General features: G+C 63.6%; 21 protein-coding genes. 13 read left to right on the plus strand and 8 right to left on the minus strand.

Annotated elements, in window-relative coordinates:
• Window positions 1–77: 77 nt before the first annotated feature.
• The 3 genes from J5M73_RS06105 to J5M73_RS06115 form a co-directional block, all read right to left on the minus strand.
• Entirely contained in the window at window positions 78–1,268 is a 1,191-nt protein-coding gene (locus J5M73_RS06105; protein WP_102865123.1) for an EAL domain-containing protein, read from the minus strand.
• Window positions 1,255–4,089, minus strand: a complete 2,835-nt coding sequence (locus tag J5M73_RS06110; RefSeq protein ID WP_207815107.1) for an ATP-binding protein — start codon at window positions 4,087–4,089, stop codon at window positions 1,255–1,257. The genes J5M73_RS06105 and J5M73_RS06110 overlap by 14 nt, the downstream gene beginning before the upstream one ends.
• A gap of 204 nt (window positions 4,090–4,293) precedes the next feature.
• Window positions 4,294–5,115, minus strand: a complete 822-nt coding sequence (locus tag J5M73_RS06115; protein WP_207815109.1) for an aldo/keto reductase — start codon at window positions 5,113–5,115, stop codon at window positions 4,294–4,296.
• Window positions 5,116–5,339: 224 nt separating this feature from the next.
• Here J5M73_RS06115 and J5M73_RS06120 point away from each other — a divergent pair, with 224 nt between their 5' ends.
• From J5M73_RS06120 to J5M73_RS06140, 5 genes are read left to right on the plus strand one after another with little or no spacing between them, the layout of a single operon-like run.
• Entirely contained in the window at window positions 5,340–5,555 is a 216-nt protein-coding gene (locus J5M73_RS06120) for a TOBE domain-containing protein (protein WP_102865121.1), read from the plus strand.
• A 42-nt stretch (window positions 5,556–5,597) separates the two neighbouring features.
• The gene (locus J5M73_RS06125) at window positions 5,598–6,635 is read left to right on the plus strand and encodes an isopenicillin N synthase family oxygenase (RefSeq protein ID WP_207167866.1); all 1,038 of its coding nucleotides are present in this window, start codon (window positions 5,598–5,600) and stop codon (window positions 6,633–6,635) included.
• A gap of 29 nt (window positions 6,636–6,664) precedes the next feature.
• Window positions 6,665–7,474, plus strand: a complete 810-nt coding sequence (locus J5M73_RS06130; RefSeq protein ID WP_102865119.1) for a MetQ/NlpA family ABC transporter substrate-binding protein — start codon at window positions 6,665–6,667, stop codon at window positions 7,472–7,474.
• Window positions 7,471–8,448, plus strand: coding sequence for a methionine ABC transporter ATP-binding protein (locus J5M73_RS06135; RefSeq protein WP_115579988.1), 978 nt, complete (start codon window positions 7,471–7,473; stop codon window positions 8,446–8,448). Before J5M73_RS06130 ends, J5M73_RS06135 begins: the two co-directional genes overlap by 4 nt.
• Window positions 8,445–9,116: a methionine ABC transporter permease gene (locus tag J5M73_RS06140; protein WP_115579989.1), complete on the plus strand. Its 672-nt coding sequence runs from the start codon at window positions 8,445–8,447 to the stop codon at window positions 9,114–9,116. The genes J5M73_RS06135 and J5M73_RS06140 overlap by 4 nt, the downstream gene beginning before the upstream one ends.
• A 17-nt stretch (window positions 9,117–9,133) precedes the next feature.
• Here J5M73_RS06140 and J5M73_RS06145 read toward each other — a convergent pair whose 3' ends face one another.
• Window positions 9,134–10,045, minus strand: a complete 912-nt coding sequence (locus J5M73_RS06145) for an AraC family transcriptional regulator (protein WP_102865116.1) — start codon at window positions 10,043–10,045, stop codon at window positions 9,134–9,136.
• A 104-nt stretch (window positions 10,046–10,149) separates the two neighbouring features.
• On the opposite strand from J5M73_RS06145, the gene J5M73_RS06150 reads away from it, so the two are divergent.
• Genes J5M73_RS06150 through J5M73_RS06170 form a run of 5 tightly spaced genes read left to right on the plus strand, consistent with a single transcriptional unit; the run spans window position 10,150 to window position 14,591 of the window.
• Entirely contained in the window at window positions 10,150–10,710 is a 561-nt protein-coding gene (locus tag J5M73_RS06150; protein WP_102865115.1) for a carboxymuconolactone decarboxylase family protein, read from the plus strand.
• Between the two features lie 48 nt (window positions 10,711–10,758).
• Window positions 10,759–11,826: an acyl-CoA dehydrogenase family protein gene (locus tag J5M73_RS06155; protein ID WP_207815110.1), complete on the plus strand. Its 1,068-nt coding sequence runs from the start codon at window positions 10,759–10,761 to the stop codon at window positions 11,824–11,826.
• Window positions 11,823–12,662: an ABC transporter ATP-binding protein gene (locus tag J5M73_RS06160; protein ID WP_115579991.1), complete on the plus strand. Its 840-nt coding sequence runs from the start codon at window positions 11,823–11,825 to the stop codon at window positions 12,660–12,662. The genes J5M73_RS06155 and J5M73_RS06160 overlap by 4 nt, the downstream gene beginning before the upstream one ends.
• Window positions 12,628–13,827, plus strand: coding sequence for an ABC transporter substrate-binding protein (locus J5M73_RS06165; protein ID WP_115579992.1), 1,200 nt, complete (start codon window positions 12,628–12,630; stop codon window positions 13,825–13,827). Before J5M73_RS06160 ends, J5M73_RS06165 begins: the two co-directional genes overlap by 35 nt.
• On the plus strand, window positions 13,827–14,591 hold the full coding sequence (locus J5M73_RS06170; protein ID WP_102865111.1) for an ABC transporter permease: 765 nt from the start codon (window positions 13,827–13,829) through the stop codon (window positions 14,589–14,591). The genes J5M73_RS06165 and J5M73_RS06170 overlap by 1 nt, the downstream gene beginning before the upstream one ends.
• Window positions 14,592–14,666: 75 nt before the next feature.
• Here the strand turns inward: J5M73_RS06170 and J5M73_RS06175 are convergent, their stop codons facing one another.
• The 4 genes from J5M73_RS06175 to J5M73_RS06190 form a co-directional block, all read right to left on the minus strand.
• Window positions 14,667–15,461, minus strand: a complete 795-nt coding sequence (locus J5M73_RS06175; protein ID WP_115579993.1) for a type 1 glutamine amidotransferase domain-containing protein — start codon at window positions 15,459–15,461, stop codon at window positions 14,667–14,669.
• 112 nt (window positions 15,462–15,573) lie between these two features.
• Window positions 15,574–16,416: a metal-dependent hydrolase gene (locus J5M73_RS06180; RefSeq protein WP_102865109.1), complete on the minus strand. Its 843-nt coding sequence runs from the start codon at window positions 16,414–16,416 to the stop codon at window positions 15,574–15,576.
• Window positions 16,417–16,454: 38 nt separating this feature from the next.
• Window positions 16,455–17,354, minus strand: coding sequence for an SDR family NAD(P)-dependent oxidoreductase (locus J5M73_RS06185; protein WP_102865108.1), 900 nt, complete (start codon window positions 17,352–17,354; stop codon window positions 16,455–16,457).
• Window positions 17,341–18,909, minus strand: a complete 1,569-nt coding sequence (locus J5M73_RS06190) for an NAD(P)/FAD-dependent oxidoreductase (RefSeq protein ID WP_102865107.1) — start codon at window positions 18,907–18,909, stop codon at window positions 17,341–17,343. The genes J5M73_RS06185 and J5M73_RS06190 overlap by 14 nt, the downstream gene beginning before the upstream one ends.
• Before the next feature lie 265 nt (window positions 18,910–19,174).
• Here J5M73_RS06190 and J5M73_RS06195 point away from each other — a divergent pair, with 265 nt between their 5' ends.
• The 3 genes from J5M73_RS06195 to praA all read left to right on the plus strand — a co-directional run bounded on the left by J5M73_RS06195 (window position 19,175) and on the right by praA (window position 22,378).
• Window positions 19,175–20,170 (plus strand): alpha/beta hydrolase, encoded by a 996-nt coding sequence (locus tag J5M73_RS06195; protein ID WP_207815111.1) that lies wholly within the window; start codon window positions 19,175–19,177, stop codon window positions 20,168–20,170.
• Window positions 20,171–20,463: 293 nt separating this feature from the next.
• Window positions 20,464–21,741, plus strand: coding sequence for an alkane 1-monooxygenase (locus J5M73_RS06200; protein WP_207167875.1), 1,278 nt, complete (start codon window positions 20,464–20,466; stop codon window positions 21,739–21,741).
• Window positions 21,742–21,886: 145 nt separating this feature from the next.
• A complete protein-coding gene (praA, locus tag J5M73_RS06205) occupies window positions 21,887–22,378 on the plus strand; it encodes an alkane oxidation protein activator PraA (RefSeq protein WP_102865104.1) in 492 nt (163 codons plus the stop codon).
• Window positions 22,379–22,388 lie beyond the last annotated feature (10 nt).

Below are 22,388 nucleotides of genomic sequence, written 5' to 3' on the forward strand. Positions count from 1 at the left end.
ATTCCGAGATTCCTCTCTCTGAAGCAAGGCCGTCAGCGATGAGTGAAGGTTGCGTGGGTGAGCAAAGGGCTCATCGGCTAGTACAGGGTCGCTGGTCCGTCTTGGGCCAGTAGCTGTTGAAACTGTTGCGAGGACACCGCGTGGGAAATCAGGAAGCCCTGTACCTGGGTGCAGTCGATTTTGCGCAGCAGGGCCAGTTCCTGTGCGCTCTCCACGCCCTCGGCGACCACTGTCAGGCCCAGTTGGCGGCCCAGCGCAATGATGCTGGTCAGGGCCTGGGCGATTTCCTCGTTGTTGTGGCAGCCCTGGACCAGGGCCCGATCGATCTTCAGCTCGGTAAAGGGCGTCGACACCAGATTCATGTAGGAGCTGTAGCCCTTGCCGAAATCGTCCTGGGACAGGCCGAAACCCTTGATGCGCAGGCGGCAGGCACCGGCGTAGAAGTTGCTGATGTGTTCCGGAGTGGAGCACTCCATCAGCTCGAAGCAGATCTTGCCGGGTATGCCCTGGCGCTGGATCACGAAGTCATGCAGTCGATCGGCCAGGTCGGCGCTGTTGAGCAGGTGGGTTGGCAGATTGATCGACACCGGAATGTCATAGCCGTCTTCCCGCCAGCGCACCTGAGCTTCCAGAGCCTGTTCGAGGATCAGCCACAACAGCTCCTCTTCGAGTCCCGCCTCGGTGAGTTCCGGTAGAAAGTCGCAGGGCAACAGCATGCCGTGTTGCGGGTGCATCCAGCGCACCAGCGCTTCGGCGGCGACGATGCGGCCGTTGTTCAGAGCTTTCTTGGGCTGGAACCAGGCTTGAATCTGCGAGTTGCGCAGGGCGTGTTGCAGGGTCTCGGTACTGCACTCGACCCAGATCGCTGGCGGCGGCTCGCTGCTGATCAGCTCCGGTAGCTGCGCAGTGAGGTTGCGCAGTGCCGCCAGGCTCACGGGTTTGGAAATCAAGCCTATGACCCGCAGGCCCAGGTTTCGAGCCACCAGGCTGGCGCCCATCAACATGCGCCGGGAAGAGGCACTCATGATTGCCAGGGCCGGGCGTACGCGGTGCTTGGCCAGACCCTGGATGAACTGCACACCGTCCATGCCAGGCATCAGCAGATCTGTCAGTACCAGATCGAAATGCCGTTGCTTGAGACGCTCGAGAGCCTCGGAACCGTTGCTCGCGACCTCCAGCTGGTAAGGCCCCAGCTCGTTGAACAAGTGTTGCAGGTACATGTACTGAAACGGCTGATCTTCGACGATCAAAATGCTACAGGACTTCATGAGGGGCTCTTTCATAGGGCGCCAGATAGTTGAACAACGCTCTTAGTGCAAAGGGCTTGACCAGGCAGTGGTTCATCCCGGCTGCAAGACAGAGCTCTTCTTCTCCGCGCATTGCATTGGCCGTCGCCCCGATGATCGGGATCGAACAGCCTTGACGTCGAAGCTCCTTGGCCAGTTCATAGCCGTTGAGCTTCGGCATGTTCACATCAGTCAACACCACGTCGAAGTGCCCGTTTCTCCAGATGGACAAGGCATCTTCTCCGTTCGAGGCCAGTTCCACGCTGCAGCCCAGTTCCTCCAACTGGTCCTTGAGGATCAACTGGTTGATCACGTTGTCTTCGGCCACCAGCACATGCAGGCTGAGTTTTTTCAGTTCGCGGCTGTCGGTATGTTCCTCGCTCTGGGCCACCCAGACGCCCTGTGCCTGGCTCACCGCCTGGTGGATCGCCCGCAGGTTGTTGGTGTTCACCTGCCAGCTGCCGCCACGGATCCGCGGTTCGTTGTGGCCGTCACCACTGGCGAGCACCAGAGGGCCCTGCCAATCGGGCTCCAGGCGATGTTCGACGATCCCCGGGTGCAGCTCGATCAGCACGTTGCCGCGGCTGCGATCCGACTGAGTGGGCAGGCTGAACTGGGCCCGGGCGCCCCAGCGACGTAACCACCCGGCCACGGATTCCGCCAGCTCGCGGACCGGGGACACCACATAGATCATCTCCGGCAAAAGCGGGCTGATCAGCGGGGTGTGGGACACCATGGGGCAGGCTTCCAGGGGCAGGGTGAGGGTAAAGCTGCTGCCCAGTCCGAGTTCGCTGACCATGCGGATGTTGCCGTTCATCAACTGTGTCAGGCGCTGGCAGATCGGCAGGCCCAGGCCCGTGCCGGCAATGACATTGGTGTTGCCTTCGGTCTGGTAGAAGGGTTCGAAGATCAGCGCCTGGTCGTCCTGGGCGATGCCGCGGCCAGTGTCAGATACCTGCCAGAGGATGTTGCTGCGTTCGCCGTCACGACTGTCCACTCGGACTCGCAGGACGATACGTCCTGAGTCGGTAAACTTGACTGCGTTGTTCAGCAGGTTGCTGAGGATCTGGCGGATCCGTGTGACATCACCAAGAAGAATTTCCGGCAACTGCGGGTCCACGCAAGCATAGAACTGCAGTCCCTTGGCGTGGGCGGCAGCGGCATAGCCCTGGATGATCTCGTGCACCAGATCCAGGGAGGAGAACTCACTGAGCTCCAGGGCCAACTGCCCGGCCTCGATCTTGGACACATCCAGCACGTCGCAAATCAGTTGCAGCAGAGTACCGGAGGAGCCTTCGATGGCCCGCAGGTAATCCCTCTGCTGGTTGTCCAGGTGGGTTCGGGAGAGCAGCTCAAGGGTGCCGAGCACGCCGTACAGCGGTGTGCGGATCTCGTGGCTCATGGTGGCCAGGAACAGCGTCTTGGCTTCGTTGGCGGTATCGGCCAGGCGTTTGGCTTCTTCCAGGGCCGCTTCGATCTGCTTGCGTGCGCTGATATCGCTGAAGGCACAGAACAGCACGTCCTCGCCGTTATAGCGGGTCGGTGCCGAGCTGAGATAGAGATGGCGGCCATCGGCGGTTTCAAAGTAATCCGAACTATTGGGGCGGCTGGGATCGAAGGCCTGTTCGATCCAGCCGGCACAGAGTTGATCGCGCTCGGTGCCATTGCCCAGCCATTGCTGAGACAGGGTGTTCTCCAGCACCACCCGGCCATCGCTGCGGCGCAGCACGCACAGGGCTACCGGAGCGATCTGGATCACGTCGCGACTGAAAGCTTCGCTTTCGATCAAGGCCTGGATCCGGTCCAGCGCTGGAGCGATCAGGCGCACCTCGACCCAGTGGGTCAAGAAGCCGATCAGTGCCATGCCGAACAGGCTGATGAGCAAGGCTACAAACAATTGCGGCCAAAGACTCTTGAGCAGATTGTGCAGGTCGAAGGAGTACACCAGTTGCCAGTCCGATGACCCCAGTTGCTTGCGGATCACCAGATGGTCGGGCCACCAGCGGCCGCCGAGAAAGCCGAAGAAGCTGCCGCCCTTGACCTGCTGCACGTCCTCGCTCAGTTGTGCGCTGGGGGTGCTGCTGAAAATCAGCCCGCCCTGGGAATTGAACATCATGAAATCCCCAGCGCTCTGGTCACTGAGGGCCGCGGAGACACTCTTGCCGTCCATCTCCAGACCCAGCCAGCCAGAGTTGGCGTAGCGCTCGTCAAGGCGGGTGAAAATGTACAGCAGGGCAGTGCCCGAGGAGTGATCCATCAGCCACAACTCTTCACCCGGCGGGACTTCGGAGAACTTCAGCGTGGCCAATTTGGCCAGCAGCGATCCGGGCAGATACGCCGATTCAGGCTGGGTACTGAACAGCCGTTGCACTTGGGATGGCTCGCCGCCGGAGACATACAGCAGGTTCAGCTGTTTGCTTTTGAGATAGTCGCGCATGCGCTGGGTAAGCCAGATCGACCATTGGTTTCCCTGCGGCCCACCCAGATGCAAGTGGATTTCCTCCGCCGCCTCGGCACTGGGCTCGTAGGCCTCGTTCTGCCGGGATTTGTGTACGGCGGACAGGCTCAGGCTTTCCAGCAGGGCTTCACGGCTGGTGAAGAAAGTCTGGGCTTCGGCAATGGCGCTGCTCATGTAGCTGCGCCGTTGTGACAACTCGTTGCTGATACTTGAACGCAAGAAGTTGTAAACGGCACCCAGCAGGCCGATCAAAAAAATCAGCGCCACGACACGAAGCAGCCGACGGGCTGCTTCAGGACTGGAAAAAAGGGGATTGATCTGATGCAGGTAGCTTTTTAATCTCATCCGCCAACTGTAATTGTGGGGCATGCCAACCAGGGATCAGACAATTCTTAAATAGCTGGGTGCAAAGTAGCTTTGTGGTGTTTATGTTTATCTGGAACTTAGTTGTTCGTCTGAAACAGCAACTTTCCTCTCAGCCATTTTCTTGCAACTAGTCTTTTGTAAATTTTCCTGAAGTCGAGAGTTTCTTATTCCGTTACAGCGGTTTCAGACCATCTCCAGGTGCTGTTTACGCCGGGGCGGAGTAAACACTTGATCCAGGGCTTGCAGGTCCTGGGGTTCCAGTTGCAGTTCACCGGCCTGGGCGTTGAGCCGCAGGTGCGCCGGGCGCACTGCCTTGGGAATCACCAGCACCTGGTCCTGGCGCAGCAACCAGGCCAGGGCCACCTGGGCTGAGGTAACCCCGTGGTTCCGGGCAATCTGCTGCAATACCGGTTCGGCCAGCAAGGCGCCACCCTGGCCGATCGGGCAATAGGCCATAAGCGGCATCCGTTGCTGTTGGCAGGCGGGCAACAGGTCGAACTCGATACCCCGCGACTCCAGGTTGTACAGCACTTGATTGGTGGCGCAGGCCGGTGCATCCAGTTCCTCCAGGTCAGCCACGTCGAAGTTGGAGACCCCCCAGCGGCGAATCTTGCCCGCTTCGCGCAGCCGTTCGAAGGCCTCGACGGTTTCCGCCAGCGGATACTGTCCGCGCCAGTGCAGCAGATACAGGTCGATGACCTCGGTACCCAGGCGTTGCAGGCTGCGTTCGCAGGCCAAAGGCAGGCCCTTGCGACTGGCATTGTGGGGATACACCTTGCTCACCAGGAACACCTGATCGCGGCGCCCGGCAATGGCCTGGCCGACCACCTCCTCGGCGCCGCCTTCGCCGTACATCTCCGCGGTGTCGATCAGGGTCATGCCCAGCTCGATTCCACTGCGCAGCGCGGCGATTTCCTGATCGCGCTGCCGGCGATCCTCACCCATGCGCCAAGTGCCCTGGCCAATGACCGGAACCTGAGTGTCCGCGAGCTCGAGCGTGCGCATGCTGCCTCCTGGGATCTGTAGCGAGTCGGATGGGGAGGGCACAGGGAAACAAAGCCTTGGGCGGTGGTCAAGGCCTGCCAAGCCCAGGGCGAGGGCGGAAATCATATATTCCCAAAAAGCATAAAATTCTAATTATTTATTCCTTTGAAGGCTTTGGCTAAAGGTGCATGTTTGTCACCAGCCGCTCAATTCCAGAGTCCGGTGCCAGCAGAGGAATTTTCAGCATGACCATTCAAGCGATCAACGTACGCAACCAGTTCAAAGGCGTGATCAAGGAGATCCACGAGGGCCAGGTGGTTTCGGAAATCGACGTGCAGACCGCTTCGGGCATTGTCACCTCGGTGATCACCACCCGCTCGGTGCGCGACCTGGAACTGAAGATCGGCAGTGAAGTGATCGCCTTCGTGAAGTCCACTGAAGTGTCCATCGCCAAGCTCTGAGACACGCACCTCGGACGTCATCAATTCACAGGGGAGTGAAACATGCCGCACTCGCTGGATATCACCGCGTTACCCGTGCTCGACCTGAGCCAGTTGGAGGGGCGCCCGGAGCAGCGCCAGGCCTTTCTCCAGAGCCTGCGCCAGGCGGCGCGGGATGTCGGGTTCTTCTACCTCACCGGGCATGGCATCGACAGTGACCTGCTGCGTCGGGTGCAGGATCAGGCCCGGGCCTTCTTTGCCTTGCCCGACGCCGACAAGGCGGCGGTGGGCATGATCCACTCGCCGCATTTTCGCGGCTACAACCGCGCGGCCTCGGAGATCACCCGAGGCCAGCCGGACCTGCGCGAGCAGTTCGACCTGGGTGCCGAACGCCAGGCCTTGCCGCTGGACCCGCAAAGTCCACCCTGGGCCCGCCTGCAAGGTCCCAATCAGTGGCCGGCACAGTTGCCGCACTTCAAGCCCCTGTTGTTGGAGTGGCAGCAGGCAATGACCGGCATGTCGCTGCGCCTGCTGCGAGGTTTTGCCCAGGCCCTGTCATTGCCGGAGCATGCTTTCGATCCCTTGTACGGCGAGCGGCCCAATGAACATATCAAGCTGATCCGCTATCCCGGACGCGCCCCGGGACAAAGCAACCAGGGCGTAGGCGCCCACAAGGATTCCGGATTCCTCAGCTTTTTGCTGCAGGACCAGCAGGCCGGTCTGCAGGTGGAAGTGCAAGAGGGCCGCTGGATCGACGCACTCCCCAGGGACAACACCCTGGTGGTAAATATCGGCGAGCTACTGGAACTGGCCACCCACGGCTACCTGCGGGCCACGGTGCACCGGGTGCTCTCGCCACCGGCGGACCGCGATCGCTTGTCGATTGCCTTTTTCCTCGGCGCCCAACTGGACGCCCGCGTGCCGCTGTACCCCTTGCCTGCAGCCCTGTTGCAGGAAGCCCGGGGCCCGGCCAGCGATCCGGACAATCCATTGTTTCGTGAAGTGGGCTGGAACTACCTCAAGGGCCGCCTGCGTTCCCACCCCGATGTCGCCCAGCGCTTCTACCCCGATGCCCTGGTCCCCAAGGCCCTGAGTGCCTGACCCCGATTCGCCGACCCAAGGACATAACCATGTTGAACAAGAACCTGTTTGCCCTGGCGCTGCTGGCCAGCCTGGGTCACCTCCTGCCGGCGGTTGCCGCACAGCCGTTGCGGGTCGCGGCAGACCCGGTACCCCACGCGCAGATCCTCGCTTATGTGCAGAAGCTCGACCCGCAATTGGCGTTGCAGATCATCGAGATTCCCAACGGCGTGAACTCCAATGAGTTGTTGGCCCACGGCGATGTGGACGCCAACTACTTCCAGCACCTGCCTTATCTCAAGTCCCAGGAACAGGCCCTGGGCCAGCCGTTCGCGGTGGCCGCCAGCGTGCACATCGAACCCCTGGGCATCTACTCCCAGCGGCACAAGAGCTTCGATCAGGTACCACAGGGCGGCACAGTGGCGGTGCCCAACAATGTCACCAACCTGAGCCGCGCCCTGTACCTGTTGCAGAGTTACCAGCTGATCCGCCTCAAGCCCGGCTTCAGCGATCCGGCCCGTGACCAGGCCACCCCCAAGGACATCGCCGACAACCCCAGGCAGTTGAAGATTCTGGAAATCGAATCACCGCAGATTCCCCGGGCCCTGGAAGATGTCGACCTGGCGGTGATCAACGGCAACTACGCCCTGGAAGCGGGCCTGGTGCCAGCCAAGGATGCCCTGGGGCTGGAGCAGGCCGAACACAACCCCTACGCCAATATCCTGGTGACCACCCCCCAACTGCAGGACGACCCCCGCATTCGGCAGTTGGCCAAGGACCTGGGTTCTCCTGAAGTGGCCAAGTACATCACCGAGTCCTACAAGGGCTCGGTGATCCCGGTCGCGGGCCGCCAGCCATGATCCAGGTGGAGCAGGTCAGCAAGGTCTATGGCGAAGGCCAGCCGCCGGCCCTGGATCGGGTGTCACTGACGGTTCCCGACGGCGCGGTCTACGGCATTCTCGGCCGCAGCGGTGCCGGCAAGTCGACCCTGCTGCGTTGCCTGAACCTGCTGGAGCGCCCCAGCAGCGGGCGCATCCTGATCGATGGCCAGGACCTCGGCACGCTATCCGAAGGCCAGCTGCGCAGGCAGCGCCAGGGCATCGGCATGATCTTCCAGGGCTTCAACCTGCTGCATTCACGCACGGTGCAGGACAACGTCGCCGTGCCCCTGGAAATCGCCGGCCTGGGCAAACCGCAGCGACAAGCCCGGGTCCTGGAACTGTTGGATCTGGTGGGGCTGAGTGATAAGGCCCAGGCCTTTCCTTCCCAACTGTCCGGTGGCCAGAAGCAGCGGGTAGGCATTGCCCGAGCCCTGGCCGCCGGTCCCCGTTATCTGCTCTCGGATGAAGCCACCAGCGCCCTGGACCCGGAAACCACCGCCTCGATCCTGCAACTGCTGGCGCAAATCAACCGCGAGCTGGGGCTGACCATCGTGCTGATCACCCACGAATTGGAGGTGGTCAAATCCATCTGCAGCCATGCCGCTTCCCTGGCCCAGGGCCGGTTGCTGGAGTGCGGTGCGATTGCCCAATTGCTTGCGGACCCGCAATCGGCCCTGGGTCGCGCCTTGCTGCCGGGCTACAACCTGCCGTTCAACGGCAGCCAGCCCGAGGCCGAGCTGACATTTTTCGACAACCAGCGTGCCGCGCCGCTGCTTGCGCAACTGAGTCGCCAGCAGGGGCTGGAACTCAAGGTGCTGGCCGGCGGGGTCGAGTCGGTGGGCGGCCGGCGGGTAGGGCGCCTGCGCATCGCTGCCGCCGGTGCCGACCACGGAAAATTCCAGCAACTGCTGACGGCCCTGGCCCAGCGAGGCATCCGGAGTGAACGCCTGTGAACCGCACTATTGATTGGCAGGAACTGGCGCAACTGCTGATAAGCGCCACTGGCGAAACCCTGTACATGGTGCTCCTGGCCTCGCTGTTCACGGTGCTGATCGGCCTGCCTCTGGGCGTGCTGCTGTTCGTCAGCCGCAAGGGCGGCCTGCGCCCCATGCCGCGGATCAATCGCCTGCTGGGCACCCTGGTCAACCTGGGACGTTCCTTGCCCTTTGTGGTGCTACTGATCGCCTTGATTCCCCTGACCCGGCTGGTGGTAGGCACTACCCTGGGCAGCACCGCAGCGGTGGTGCCCATCACCATCGGTGCCTTTCCATTTTTTGCACGGATCGTCGAGAACGCCCTGGATGAGGTGGACAAGGGACGGATCGAAGCGATCCTGGCCATGGGTGGGCATATCGGCCATGTGATCTTCAAGGCGCTGCTGCCGGAGGCCTTGCCGGCACTGCTGGCGGGGCTGACCCTGACCCTGGTGATGCTGATCGGCTTCTCCTCCATGGCCGGGGTCATCGGCGGCGGAGGCCTGGGCGACCTGGCGATCCGCTACGGCTATCAGCGTTTCAACAACCAGATCATGGTGGCCACGGTGCTGGTCCTGGTGTTGCTGGTGCAGGGAGTACAGAGCGCCGGCGACAGGCTGGTGCGCTCCCTGGCGCACCGCCGTTAAACCCTGTGCGGTGCGACTCAGCGCCCTTCATGCTGCTTGCGATAGGCCCCGGGCTGCAGGCCCACGGCCTTGGTGAAGGCCCGGGTGAAGGCGGCGATGGATTGATAACCCACGCTCGCCGCCGCCTGCTCCACGGTCTGGTTGGCCTTGAGCAACTGGCAGGCATGGCGCATGCGCAGGGCCAGCAGCACCTGTCCCGGGGACTGCCCGGCCAGTTCATTGAAACGCTTGAAGAACGCTGAACGCGACAGCCCGGTCAGGGCTGCCATGCTTTCCAGGGGCCAGGGCTGGCCGGGTTGCTGGATCAACTGTTCCAGCAGCGGGGCGAATCCCGGGTGCCGAGCCAGGGCCACCAGGCCGCCCAGGTCCTGGTTGTCGCTGACCTGTTGGCGCAGCACATAGAGGAACAGCAGGTGGCTGAGGCGCTCCAGCAAGGCCGAGGACGGTGCCGGGGTGCGCTGGCACTCGTCGAGAATCAGTTGGAACAGTGCGCGGGCGGCGCTGAGGGACGGATCGCCGGCCCGCAGGATCAGCCAGCCCGGCAAGCCGTCGATGATCAGCGAAGACAATCCCGACTTGAAGTGGAAGAAGCCGCAGACCAGGCCCACGCCATCCTGGGCGCTGGAATCCAGGGCCGTCATGGCCATGCGCGGCAGTTGTTGCGCCACTGCGGACTGCTGGGCGCTGGACAGTCGATAGCCCAGGTCCTGTAGCAGAAACACCGCATCCCCGGCGTCCAGGCGCAGCGCCTCGGGCACGCCATCGATGTGCAGCCAGCAATGGCCCTGGACGATCAGGTGGAAACTGGCCCGGGCCAGCCCCTGGGTGCTGGCGTGCCAGCCACCGCAGTAACGCCCGACATGAAACAGGCTGGCATCCAGTTCCAGGCCTTCTAATAACCAATCAACCAAGGGGCTTGATGAAATCATCTAAGGGAAACACTCAGGAGCAAGTAATCGCTACTTTAGAATATGGATCGGAATTCTTATAACCAACAGACTTGACGCACACCTACATACCAGGAGTCCACTCCATGTCCCGCGTCACTCTACACACCTTGCACAGCGCCCCAGAAGCCGCTCGGCCATTTCTTGAAAATGCCCTGAAAAATTCCGGCTACATTCCCAACCTGCTGGGCATCCTGGCCAACGCCCCGGCCGCCCTGGAGACCTACGTCACGGTCTCGGGCCTCAACGCCAAGGCTGATCTGAGCCTGGCGGAGCGGGAGGTGGTGCAGTTGATCGCCGCCACCACCCATGGCTGCGATTTCTGTGTCGCAGGTCATACCGCGGTGGCCCTGAACAAGGCCAAACTCCCGGACCCGGTGGTCAGCGCCCTGCGTGAGCAGAGCAGCTTGCCCGAGGCTCGTCTGGAAGCCCTGGCGGCCTTCGCCCGGGAAGTGATCGCCACCCGGGGCAAGGTCAGCGACCAGGGCTATGCCCGGTTCAAGGCCGCAGGGTACAGCGAAGGCAACGCCCTGGAAGTGATCCTGGGCATCAGCCTGGCGACCCTGTGCAATTTTGCCAATGTGTTCGCCGGGACCGAACTGAACCCCGAGCTGGCCCAGTATCGCTGGTCGGCCCAAGGTCAATGATTCAAGGCGCCGGTTATCCAACGGCGCCCCCTTCAAGGAGAAAACCACATGCTCAGTGCGCACTTGAGTGAATGGCTGGATGCCCAGGCCCAGGCGCTGGACCAGGGTCACTGCGATCCCCAGCAGGTACTCGCTCGACTGGCCGGGGCCGACGTGCTGCGGGTCGGCATCGACCAGGAACTGGGAGGCAGCGGCGGCGACCTGACCGATGCCCTGGAAGTCATGGCCGCGGTGGCCAGTCACTCCCTGGCGGCCGCCTTCGTGTTCTGGGGCCAGCGGGCCTTTATCGAATACCTGCTGCACAGTCCCAACCAGGCGCTGCGCGAGCGCTTGCTGCCCTCGTTGCTCAGTGGCGAGCTGGCCGGGGCCACCGGGCTGTCCAACGCCATGAAGTTCCTGTCCGGGATCGAGGCGCTGCAAGTCAAGGCGCGGGACCAGGGCCAGGGCTGGAGCCTCAACGGCCGCCTGCACTGGGTCACCAACCTGCGCAAGAGCGGTTTTGTGGTGGCGGCGGCCATCGAGCACGAGGAGGGCGGTGCGCCCTTTATCCTGGCACTCCCCGATGCCTTGCCCGGGCTGCAGCGCTCCGACGACCTGCAACTGATGGGCCTGCAATCGAGCAACACCGCGGCCCTGGACTTGAGTCAGGTGCAGGTTCCGCGAGACTGGCTGCTGCACGAGGACGCCCGAGTCTTCCTGCCAGCCGTGCGCCCGGCCTTTCTCGGTCTGCAATGTGCCCTGGCCATCGGCCTGGCGCGCCGGGCTCTTGGCGAAGTGGAAAGCCATGTCCAGGGTGCCCGCTCGATTCTCATGGAGCCGTTGCACGAGCAGCGCCAGCACCTGGAACAGACCGTTGCCGAACTCAAGGAGGGTTTGCTCGACGGGCGTTTCCTGACCCAGCCCGCAGCGCTGTTCCGGGTGCGCATCGCCTTGGCCGAGGCCACTGCCAACGCCGTGCAACTGGAGTTGCAGGCCAGTGGGGGCAAGGCCTACCTGAATGAATTCGGCAGCGGCTTTGCCCGGCGCTGGCGCGAGTCGGCCTTTGTGCCCATCGTCACGCCAAGCCTGGTGCAATTGCGTGCCGAACTGCAGCGCCAGGCGCGTAACGCAGCATGAGCCCGTTGTTGAATGCGCAGAACATCAGCCTGGGCTATCCCGGGGCCGAGGGCTGGCACGTGGTGCTGGAAGACTTCGAGCTGCAACTGCAAGCCGGTGAGGTGGTGTCCATCCTCGGCCCCAGCGGTGTCGGCAAGTCCAGCCTGTTGCGGGTCCTGGCCGGCCTGCAGCAGCCCAACAAGGGGCAGGTCAGCCTGCTGGGAGAAGTGCTCAGCGGTCCTCATCCTCGGGTCGCGGTGGCCTTCCAGGACCCCAGCCTGTTGCCCTGGCTGACCCTGGAGCACAACGTCGCCTTCGGCCTGGATTTTGCCCGCCAGCCGCACTTGAGCCAGACGCAGCGCCAGGCCCGTATCGACCACGCCATCGCCGCCGTTGGCCTGGACCATGCCCGTCGACAGTACCCGGCCCAGCTTTCCGGCGGCATGGCCCAGCGCACCGCCCTGGCCCGCTGCCTGGCCCGGCAGCCGCAAGTCTTGCTGTTGGACGAACCCTTCGGCGCCCTGGACGAGGTGACCCGGGCCGACATGCAGCAACTGCTGCTCAAGGTGATCGGCCAGCACCGCACGGCCGCACTGCTGATCACCCACGACATCGACGAAGCCCTGCTGTTGTCCGATCGGGTGCTGCTACTGGGTAACAGCCCGGCGCGCACCCTCGGCCAGTGGCACATCGACCTGCCGGCGCCCCGTGCCGAACGGATCGAGGAGCTGGGCGCCTTGCGTATCGAGATTCTCAAAACCCTTCGGCGGGCGAGCCGCAACCCCCTTAATTCCCCATTGCCTGCACCGTCGGAGATTGACCATGTGCCTGGACGACTTCACTCACACGCGTCGTGACTTCCTCAAACTCAGCGCGCTGCTGACCGCCGGCGGCGCCTTGCCGCTGCTCAACAGCCTGCACGCCCGCGCTGCCCAGGAGCCGGATGCGCCGGTACGCATAGGCTACCTGCCGATCACCGACGCCACGCCCTTGCTGGTGGCCCACAACAACGGCCTGTTCGAGGCCGAGGGCATCAAGGCCGAACGCCCGGTGCTGCTGCGCAGCTGGGCGCAGGTGATCGAGGCGTTCATTTCCGGGCAGGTCAATGTCATTCACCTGCTGTCGCCGATGACCGTCTGGGCCCGCTATGGCAGCCGGGTGCCGGCCAAGGTGGTGGCCTGGAACCATGTCGGCGGCTCCGGCCTGACCGTGGCCCCGGGCATTACCGAGATCAAGCAATTGGCGGGAAAGTCGGTGGCGATTCCGTTCTGGTACTCGATCCACAACGTGGTGGTGCAGCAACTGTTTCGCGACAACGGCCTGGTGCCGGTGAGCAAGGCCGCTGGCAGCGCCCTGGGGGCCAACGAGGTCAACCTGCTGGTGCTGCCGCCATCGGACATGCCGCCGGCCCTGGCCAGCCAGCGCATTGCCGGCTACATCGTCGCCGAGCCCTTCAACGCCCTGGCCGAAGAGCTCAAGGTGGGGCGGGTACAGCGCTTTACCGGGGACGTCTGGCGCAATCACGCCTGCTGCGTGGTGTTCATGCATGAGCACGACCTGAACCAGCGCCCCGAGTGGTCGCAGAAAGTGGTCAACGCCATCGTCAAGGCTCAGCTCTGGACCCGGGATAACCGCGCCGAGGCTGCGCAGTTGCTGTCCAAGGACGGCAGCAATCGCTACACGCCCCATGCGCCCCAGGTCCTCAATCGAGTGCTGGCGCCGGCGGCCAGCGACCGCGAGGCCTACCTGGCCAGCGGTGCGATCCAGCACAGCCACTGGGACGAGTCGCGCATCGACTTCCAGCCGTATCCGTTTCCCAGTTACACCGAGGAACTGGTCAAGCGCCTCAAGGACACCCTGATCGAGGGCGACAAGGGCTTTCTCGCCAACCTCGACCCGGTGCACACCGCCCAGGACCTGGTGGACGATCGCTTTGTGCGCAACGCCATCGCCGCAGTGGGCGGGCTCAAGGCGTTCGGCCTGGCGGACAGCTTCGAACGCAGCGAGGAGTTTGGTCTTTGATGGGCAAGCAACCTTCCTCCCTGAGCCATTGGGTCCTGGGCCTGGCGGGGCTGCTGAGCCTGCTGCTGGGCTGGTGGCTGGGGGTGCACCTGCTGGGAGGCGGCAATGGCCTGGCGGCGCGTTTCTCCCCCGAGGCGACCTTCGCCAGCCTGGTGGAACTGCTGGGGCGCGGCGAGCTGTATGAGCATGTGCTGGTGAGCCTCAAGCGCATCTTGGTCGGGCTGCTCCTGGCCTTGCTGATCGGTGTGCCCCTGGGTCTGCTGGTGGGCAGCTACCGGCACCTGGAGGCGGCGACCACCCCGGCGTTCCAGTTCTTGCGGATGATCTCGCCGCTGTCCTGGATGCCCGTGGTGGTGATGCTGATGGGGGTAGGGGACCAACCGATCTACTTCCTCCTGGCGTTTGCCGCCCTGTGGCCGATCCTGCTCAACACCGCGGCCGGCGTGCGTCAACTGGACCCGCGCTGGCTGCAACTGAGCCGCAGCCTCAGCGCCACCCGCTGGGAAACCTTGCGCAAGGTGATCTTGCCCGGGGTGGTGGGGCATGTCCTGACCGGGGTGCGACTGTCCATCGGCATCCTCTGGATCGTCCTGGTGCCTTGCGAAATGCTCGGTGTCAGCGCCGGCCTGGGCTACTTCATCCTCGACACCCGGGACCGCCTGGCCTACTCGGAACTGATGGCCATGGTGCTGTTGATTGGCGTGCTGGGGTTTGCCCTCGACGCCCTGGCCCGTGGCCTGCACCGACGCTGGTCCCATGCCTGATCCGGCTCCCTCTCCCGCAGGCGCCGGCTTGTCGGCGAACAGGTCATGGAGACAGTCGTGCGTGTCGCCACGCCTTCAAGCCGGGTCAGCGCTGCTCTGCTCCGGCTGAACCTGGGCCTGACGGGCCTCTTGCAGCAGGTTCACCCACTCCTCGGCAAAGCGGTGACAGTCTCCCGGCCAACGCGCGGTCAGCAGGTTGCGGTCGCGCACCACAAAGCCGCGCTCGGGGTGCTGCGCTGAATCCCGGCGCGGCAGCCAGGGCCCGGAAAGAAAATCCGCCGGGCTGGCCAGTACCTGCTTGATCTCGTGCTCGACGCTGTGGTCGTAGGTGCGGTAATAGCGCCCCAGCCACGGCGCGGTGACGATCCAGGCCGCCAGTTCCATGGGGCCTGCGAGCAGGGCGGTGACCTTGCGTCCGTAGAGCACCGAGCGCCCGCTGTCGGGGTCGATGCAGCGGGCCAGCGCGAGTGGGCCGTGACACACCGCGGCCACGGGTTTGTCGGCCTTGAAGAACGCCAGGATGATTCGCCTCACATCCGCGGACTCCAGCAGGCTGCGCATGCCCCGGGCATGCCCGCCCGGAATCAGCAGGCCCTCGAAGGCTTGCGGATCGACGTCGGCATAGTTCAGGGGGCTGAGAAACGCCGGGTCGCGGGTCATGCTGTGGTAGTGCTCAAGGTCGGCGGCGGGGGTCATCAACAGCGGGTTGAGTGGGCCGAAGCCCAGGCTCACCAGGCGCGAGTCGGCGTAGGCCGGGAACCCCAGGGGCGTGGCGAATTGCGCGTCAAAGCCCGCGTCCCTGGCGGCCTGCCAGGGCAGGCTGCTTTCGGTGGGGTCGTAGTCGGCGTGGGGCAGCAGGATCAGGATCATGGCGCGCGCTCGCAGCACAAAGGGTGCGCTGCAGGTTAGCAGCCCCTGGCGTGCGTGCAGGCGCTCATGGCACGCCGCTGTTGCGGCGTGTCACGGCTGCCCACTTGGCCGGTCACTTGGCCGCCACGGCGGCGCGGGTGCGTTCGATCTCTTGCACCAGGCCGTCGATGCGTTGCAGCTGCTCGCGGTTGTCGTGGTCCCAGGGATGGAAGCCCGGCTTGAAGAATTGCAGCCAGGGCAGGGCGATGCGCGGGAACACGCCCTTGGGACCGTAGAGGTACTTGATCACCTGCCACAGGCCGCGCCAGTGGCCACCGCGACGGCGGTCGGCGATGAGCATCCGCACATGGAAGTCGAACACCACCAGCCAGAAGGTCAGGGTGGTGAAGAGCATGGTCCCGGTGCGGATCAGGTAGCGCTTGGGCCCGGGCTTGAGCACGCTGTTAAAGACGTCGTAGGACACCGATTTGTGTTCGGTTTCCTCCAGGGCGTGCCACAGCCACATCTGCCGGTAGCCTTCCACCGAATCGCCGAAGCGGCTGGGGTCGCGCAGCAGCAGGTCGGCAAGGATCGCCGTGTAGTGTTCCAGGGCCACAGTGATGGCCAGGTTGAAGGCCGCAGGAAAGTGTTTTTTCTGGAAGTCGAGGATCATCCGCAGCCGCCGATCCAGCAAATGGGCCGGCAGCCCGGCGTCCTGCAGCAAGTCGTTGTAGCGCACGTGCTCGCGGCTGTGCATGGCTTCCTGGCCAATGAACCCCTGGATCTCGCGCTTGAGCTCGGGGTCGTGAATCTGCTCGCGGTAATGGCGCACGCTGTCCATGAAGAACAGCTCGCCGGCAGGAAACAGCAGGGACAGGGCATTGAAGAAGTGGCTCACGTGGCTGCCTTGTTCGTGCCAGTCGCAGGCACGTTCGGCAGGCAGTTCGACCTGGATGTCGCGGCGGATGGGCAGCATGGCTGGCGCTCCTCTAGACATGAAATGGGTACGCGGCGCTACAGGCCGCGCTCGTCCTGGGCCTCGTAGACTGCCGGCCGTTCCTGGCCCGGCTTGGGCGCCATGCGCCGGCTGATCCACACCACCAGGGCCTGATAGGCGCCGGGCAGCAGACGCACCAGCAGATCGAGGAAGTGCGCATCGCGGCCGATCAGCACCCGGCGCTTGTTTTTGCGCACCCCGTGCAGGATCACCTTGGCGGCGGTTTCGGCGCCGGTGATGAAGAGCTTTTCGAAGTCGTCCCGGGCCTGCTGTTCGTTGTCGATCAGGAAGCCCTTGACGTTGTCGCTGATGCGGCTGCTGCGGGCAATATCGGTACGGATGCCGCCCGGGTGCACGCAAGTGGCAGAGACGCCGTTGCCTTGCAGGTCCAGCTCCTGGCGCAGGGATTCGGTAAAGCCGCGTACGGCGAACTTGGTGGCGTTGTAGCCGCTCATGCCCGGTTGGGAGAACAGGCCGAAGACGCTGGAGGTGTTGATGATGTGGCCGTCGCCGGATTGCTTGAGGTAGGGCAGGAAGGCCTGGGTGCCGTGGACTACGCCCCAGAAATTGACGTCGACGATCCACTCCAGGTCCGCCAGGCTCGAACCTTCCACAGTGCTGGACAGGGCCACACCGGCATTGTTGAAGATCAGGTTGATCTGCCCGTGTTCGGCGGCGCTGGCGGCGGCCCAGGCGAACATCGCTTGGCGGTCGCCGACGTCCAGTTCCTGGCTGCTGATGCGCAATGGCAGCAAGGTCGCGGCCCGGGCCTGGGTCACGGTCTGGGCCAGTCCCTGGGGGTTCTTGTCGGCCAGGGCCAGGTGGCAACCCTCGCGGGCCAGGGCAATGGCCAGGGCACGCCCCATGCCGGAGGCGGCGCCGGTGATGGCCGCGACTTTACCGTTAAAATTTTTCATCGATGGCGGCCTCTTGCAGGTTCAACGGGCGCGCTGCGGCCGGCGTGGCGGCAGTCCCGGGGTGGAGCAGGTGAGTGGTCAGGTAGTCCTGGAGCTGGAAGTGCTGCACGGTCTTCCTGAAGCTCCAGGTAGAGCCGGGCCAGAGGGTGGTGTTCTGGCCGCTGCGGGGGTCCAGGTACCAGCTGCGGCAACCGCCGGTGGACCAGATGGCCCCGGCCAGGCGCTGTTGCAGACGCTGGTTGTACTGGCTCTCGACCTGGGGCTTGACCTCCAGGCTGGCGATGCCGTCCAGGCGCATCCGTTCCAGGGCCTTGAGGATGTAGTCCACCTGAGCCTCGATCATCAGGATCATCGAGTTGTGCCCAAGACCGGTGTTGGGGCCGACGATCATGAACAAGTTGGGAAAGCCCGGCAGGCAGGTGCCGAGGTAGGCATGGGCGCCCCCGGACCAGGCGTCCATCAGGTCCTGGCCCCGACGGCCGAAGAGCAGGCCCTGGGGAATCGGGTCGGTGGCCTGGAAGCCGGTGCCGAAGATGATGCAGTCCACCGGGTGGCGGGTGCCGTCGGCGGTGATCACGGCATCGCTGTCGATGCGCTGGATGGCATCGCTGATGACCCCCACATTGCCTCGGGAGAGGGCCGGGTAGTAGTCGTTGGAAATCAGGATGCGCTTGCAGCCGATGGTGTAGTCGGGCGTCAGGCGTTGGCGCAGGAGCGGATCGGCGACTTGCTTGCGCAGGTGCCGCAGGGCCACGCGCTGTACCACTCTCATCAGTTTCGGCCTGCGGGCGAAGGCGATCACCCGGCTTTCCAGGGCCCAGTACAGCGCCGAGCGCACCAGCCGCTGGGTGAAGGGCAGGTGCTTGAAGGCCCAGCGTTCCGCCGCGCTGAGCGGGCGGTCGGGCTTGGGCATGATCCACGGCGGGGTGCGCTGGAACAGCTTGAGCTGCGCCACCCGGGGAGCGATTTTCGGGACGAACTGAATGGCACTGGCACCCGTGCCTATCACCGCCACACGCTTGCCTTGCAGGGAGTAGCGATGGTCCCACTGCTGGGAGTGAAAGCGCTTGCCGGTGAAGGTGTCCAGGCCGGGAATCTGCGGGATCGCCGGACGCGAAAGGCCGCCCATGCCGGACACCAGCACCCGCGCGCTGACCTTGCGGCCATTGCCGAACCTCAGTTGCCAGCGCTCTGAAACCTCATCGAAGACCGCCTGCTCCAGGCCCATGTTGAAGTGCAGAAAGGGCGCCAGGGCGAAGTCCCTGGCGCAGTTCTCCAGGTACTCGCGGATTTCCGCCTGGGGCGCGAACTGCCGGGTCCAGTTCGGGTTGGGCGCAAAGGAAAAGGAGTAAACGTGGGATTGCACGTCGCAGGCGCAGCCGGGGTAGTGATTGTCGCGCCAGGTGCCCCCCAGGGACGCGGCTTGTTCGGCGACCAGGAAGTCTTGCAGCCCGGCTTGCTTGAGCTTGATCGCCATGCACAGCCCGGCGAAGCCGGCGCCGATGATGGCAATGTCAACGACCTCGGGGTCGTTGGGTGGCGAGTACGCATTCATGGTGTGTACCTCGATTGTGGTGATGCTTGGGGTGACTTTCGTCGGTGAGTGAAACCTCAGGATTGCACAATTTAAAATAATGTTTTAAAAATTAATTTAAATAAATCGCCTGAAAAAGTCACCAACGCCATTCGCTTGTGGATCTTGCAGGGCTCATCCGGAGCCGGAATGAGACGCCACAGGCGCTACCGGGCCAAGGCGACAGCCACTGCGGCGGATCATCCTGGTCCTGCAGCGCGGCGCAGGGAAGCTGAGGGGACGGGTTATGCAGTGGCTGGTAGCGGCGGCGGTATTTCTGGCGGTCAGCGCGGTGCTTTGGGTGGTGAGCTTGCGTATCAACCGCAGGATCGAACGCCAGGTGCCGATCAACGGGCGCTTTCTCGAAGTCGGCGGTGAACGCCTGCACTACACCGACGAGGGCCGCGGCCCGGCACTGCTGATGATCCATGGCCTGTCCGGTTGCGGTCGCAACCTGACCCACTCCCTGGCGCCGCAGTTGCGTGAACGGTTCCGGGTGATCACCCTCGACCGCCCCGGCTCAGGCTATTCCACACGGGCCCGCGGTGCGGCGGCGGACCTGCCGGCCCAGGCCAGTCTGGTGGCCAAGTTCATTCGCACCCTGGACCTGGGGCAGCCGCTGGTACTCGGGCATTCCCTGGGCGGCGCCGTGGCCTTGTCTTTGGCGCTGGATCATCCGCAATCGGTGTCCGGGCTGATCCTGGTGGCGCCCTTGACTCATCCGCAACGCATGCTGCCCTGGGTGTTCCTGTCCCTTGGAGTACGTCCGGCCTTCCTGCGTCGCTGGATGTCCCTGACCCTGGCGGCGCCCATGGCGATGCTCGGTCGTCGCGGTCTGGTGAAGGCGATATTCGCCCCGGACCCGGTGCCCGAGGACTTCGCCGAGCGTGGCGGCGGCTTGCTGGGGATGCGTTCGGACAACTTCTATAACGCCTCCAGCGAGATCGCGGTGGTCAATCGCGCCTTGCCGGGCATGGTCAAGCGCTACCCCAGCCTGAAGCTGCCGGTGGGGCTGATCTATGGTTCGGCGGACTCGATACTCAATTACCGCCGGCATGGCGAGGCCATGGTGGGCAAGGTGCCGGGGCTGCAACTTGAGATCGTTCCAGGTCGAGGGCACATGCTGCCCATCAGCGCCGTCGAGCGAGTGGTGGTCATGGTCGAGCACATTGCTGCACAAGCCGCACCGCAGCGCAGCGCCACCGTGCTGCGCCCGCCGTTCGCGGCATCCCGAGCAGGCTAGGGGCGTTGTAGATGGAGATTGCGATCGTCGCGCAACGACTCTGGCAGCAGCTGTAAAGGCTTCACGGGCGACATTCAAAACAGACCGAGAAAATAGTTGACGAGCTAACGAACCCGAGCTATTTTTTTAAAAAAATGTTTTGAATGTTTTTTTTGAAAGTGCAATTGAGCGATTAAAATAATGAAAATAACGCCATTTCACGCTTTTGTTTTTTCGTCTGTTCACGCTCCGTACAGCGCCGTCGCGCTGTCCTCTATGGCATCCCTGCCGACGGCCATCCTGCGGAGGCTGCCATGACTGTCTCCGTGGCGGCACCCGGCGTCTGGACCGATGGCAAGCGTCACCTCTGGTGGCTGGGCACCTTGCCGATGATCACCCCTTTGCTCGCAGGCCTGTTCGCACTGACCACCGGTGTCCAGGTGTTCTGGTGGAGCGGGGTGGTGGTGATCTTCGGCCTGATTCCCCTGATTGACGGCCTGCTCGGAGAGGACGCCAGCAACCCGCCGGAGTCCGCGGTTCCCGATCTGGAAAAACAACCCTACTACCGTTTCATCGTCTACAGCTGCGCCGTGCTCTCGGTGGTGTCCCTGGTAGTCACCGCCTGGATGGCCATCAAGGGGGTCGACTGGATCATGGCCGGTGGCTTGTTGCAGCTTAGTGAACAGCTGCACCTGCAGGGCAGCCTGGCGAGCTTCGCGGCCTTTCTGACCGACCGTGCGCAACTGCATGGCAGCGTCGGCTGGTTCACTTACCTGGGCATGGCCATGTCCACCGGTGCCGCCACCGGTATCGCCATCAACATTGCCCATGAGCTGGGGCACAAGAACCGCGGGATGGCCAAGTTCCTGGCCAAACTGGCCCTGGCCTCGACCTTCTACGGGCACTTCTTCGTCGAACACAACCGTGGCCATCACGTTCGCGTGGCGACCCCTGAAGATCCGGCCAGCTCGCGCCTTGGCGAGTCGTTCTGGAGTTTCCTGCCGCGCACCGTGTGGTTCAGCCTGCGCTCGGCCTGGCACCTGGAAAGCGAGCGCCTGCACAAGCTCGGACTGCCGACCCTGCACTGGAAGAACGGCGTGCTCAGTGCCTGGCTGTACAGCGTGGTGCTTTGGGGCGTGCTGATCGCCTGGCTCGGCGCGGCAGTGATTCCCTTCCTGGTGATCCAGGGCATCTACGGTTTCTCCCTGCTGGAAGTGGTGAACTACGTCGAGCACTACGGTCTGCTGCGGCAGAAACAGCCCAACGGCCGGTATGAGCGCTGCTCGCCACGTCATTCCTGGAACAGCAACCGCATCGTCACCAACATCTTCCTGTTCCAGCTGCAGCGTCACTCTGACCACCATGCCAACCCGACCCGTTCGTACCAGGCCTTGCGCCACTTCGACGAGTCCCCGCAACTGCCCTATGGCTACGCCACCATGATCGTCTGGGCCTATGTGCCGGCGCTCTGGCGGCGACTGATGGACCACCGGGTCCTGGCCCATTACTCGGGGGATGTGCGGTTGGCCAACCTGCATCCGGCCAAGCGTGCCGAACTGCTCAAGCAATACGGTTTCACCGACACCGATTGAGACACCGCTCTTTAGTTGGACCGCTCACTCCTTCAAGTGCCCGTGAACCGCCTGCGTTTGCCTGCTTGAAGGGTGAGCCCCGAATACAGAAGTCCTTGAACACGTTGACCGACAACAACAATAAGCAACTGTAAGGAAGTCACGGATGTCTATTTCACCTCTGCTCGCTGCCCGTCTGTTCGTGGTCATGCTGGGTGTGTCACTGATGGGCGCCGCCGATGCGGCGCGCATCGAGCCGGCCAACACCGAGTTCACCGCCAAAGGGCCCATCAGCTTCGCCAAAAGCATCATCAATGCCGACTGCACCATCCAGGTCAGCGGCAAGGTCAGCCCCGACGGCAGCTTCGCCAGCGTCGAGAAAGTCGACTTCAGCGGCGGCCTCAAGTGTGGCCAGGTGGAAGCCACGCACCTGCCCTGGAAGCTGATTGCCAAGGATGAAACCAGCGGCGCCATGTCCGGCATCCAGGTCACCGTACACGCCCCCCTGGTGGGCGGCGATTGCGGGCCGAGCACCGCCGAAGGCAGTTGGAACAACCGCACCGGCAAGCTGGAGGCGACCCAGGTCAGCCTTGAGGGCGGCTGCACCATCAAGACCGTATCGATCCAGATGCCGCCCACGTTCCGGGTTGCGCCCTGAGTCACAACAG

This window comes from Pseudomonas sp. 50_B (assembly GCF_017491625.1).
Taxonomy (GTDB): Bacteria; Pseudomonadota; Gammaproteobacteria; order Pseudomonadales; family Pseudomonadaceae; genus Aquipseudomonas; species Aquipseudomonas danubii.

Bases quoted from the DNA above. Each gene is read 5' to 3' on its own strand.
- J5M73_RS06105 (WP_102865123.1), bottom strand. From the start codon at position 1,268: ATGAAGTCCTGTAGCATTTTGATCGTCGAAGATCAGCCGTTTCAGTAC.
- J5M73_RS06110 (WP_207815107.1), bottom strand. From the start codon at position 4,089: ATGAGATTAAAAAGCTACCTGCATCAGATCAATCCCCTTTTTTCCAGT.
- J5M73_RS06115 (WP_207815109.1), bottom strand. From the start codon at position 5,115: ATGCGCACGCTCGAGCTCGCGGACACTCAGGTTCCGGTCATTGGCCAG.
- J5M73_RS06120 (WP_102865121.1), top strand. From the start codon at position 5,340: ATGACCATTCAAGCGATCAACGTACGCAACCAGTTCAAAGGCGTGATC.
- J5M73_RS06125 (WP_207167866.1), top strand. From the start codon at position 5,598: ATGCCGCACTCGCTGGATATCACCGCGTTACCCGTGCTCGACCTGAGC.
- J5M73_RS06130 (WP_102865119.1), top strand. From the start codon at position 6,665: ATGTTGAACAAGAACCTGTTTGCCCTGGCGCTGCTGGCCAGCCTGGGT.
- J5M73_RS06135 (WP_115579988.1), top strand. From the start codon at position 7,471: ATGATCCAGGTGGAGCAGGTCAGCAAGGTCTATGGCGAAGGCCAGCCG.
- J5M73_RS06145 (WP_102865116.1), bottom strand. From the start codon at position 10,045: ATGATTTCATCAAGCCCCTTGGTTGATTGGTTATTAGAAGGCCTGGAA.
- J5M73_RS06150 (WP_102865115.1), top strand. From the start codon at position 10,150: ATGTCCCGCGTCACTCTACACACCTTGCACAGCGCCCCAGAAGCCGCT.
- J5M73_RS06155 (WP_207815110.1), top strand. From the start codon at position 10,759: ATGCTCAGTGCGCACTTGAGTGAATGGCTGGATGCCCAGGCCCAGGCG.
- J5M73_RS06160 (WP_115579991.1), top strand. From the start codon at position 11,823: ATGAGCCCGTTGTTGAATGCGCAGAACATCAGCCTGGGCTATCCCGGG.
- J5M73_RS06165 (WP_115579992.1), top strand. From the start codon at position 12,628: ATGTGCCTGGACGACTTCACTCACACGCGTCGTGACTTCCTCAAACTC.
- J5M73_RS06170 (WP_102865111.1), top strand. From the start codon at position 13,827: ATGGGCAAGCAACCTTCCTCCCTGAGCCATTGGGTCCTGGGCCTGGCG.
- J5M73_RS06175 (WP_115579993.1), bottom strand. From the start codon at position 15,461: ATGATCCTGATCCTGCTGCCCCACGCCGACTACGACCCCACCGAAAGC.
- J5M73_RS06180 (WP_102865109.1), bottom strand. From the start codon at position 16,416: ATGCTGCCCATCCGCCGCGACATCCAGGTCGAACTGCCTGCCGAACGT.
- J5M73_RS06185 (WP_102865108.1), bottom strand. From the start codon at position 17,354: ATGAAAAATTTTAACGGTAAAGTCGCGGCCATCACCGGCGCCGCCTCC.
- J5M73_RS06190 (WP_102865107.1), bottom strand. From the start codon at position 18,909: ATGAATGCGTACTCGCCACCCAACGACCCCGAGGTCGTTGACATTGCC.
- J5M73_RS06195 (WP_207815111.1), top strand. From the start codon at position 19,175: ATGCAGTGGCTGGTAGCGGCGGCGGTATTTCTGGCGGTCAGCGCGGTG.
- J5M73_RS06200 (WP_207167875.1), top strand. From the start codon at position 20,464: ATGACTGTCTCCGTGGCGGCACCCGGCGTCTGGACCGATGGCAAGCGT.
- praA (WP_102865104.1), top strand. From the start codon at position 21,887: ATGTCTATTTCACCTCTGCTCGCTGCCCGTCTGTTCGTGGTCATGCTG.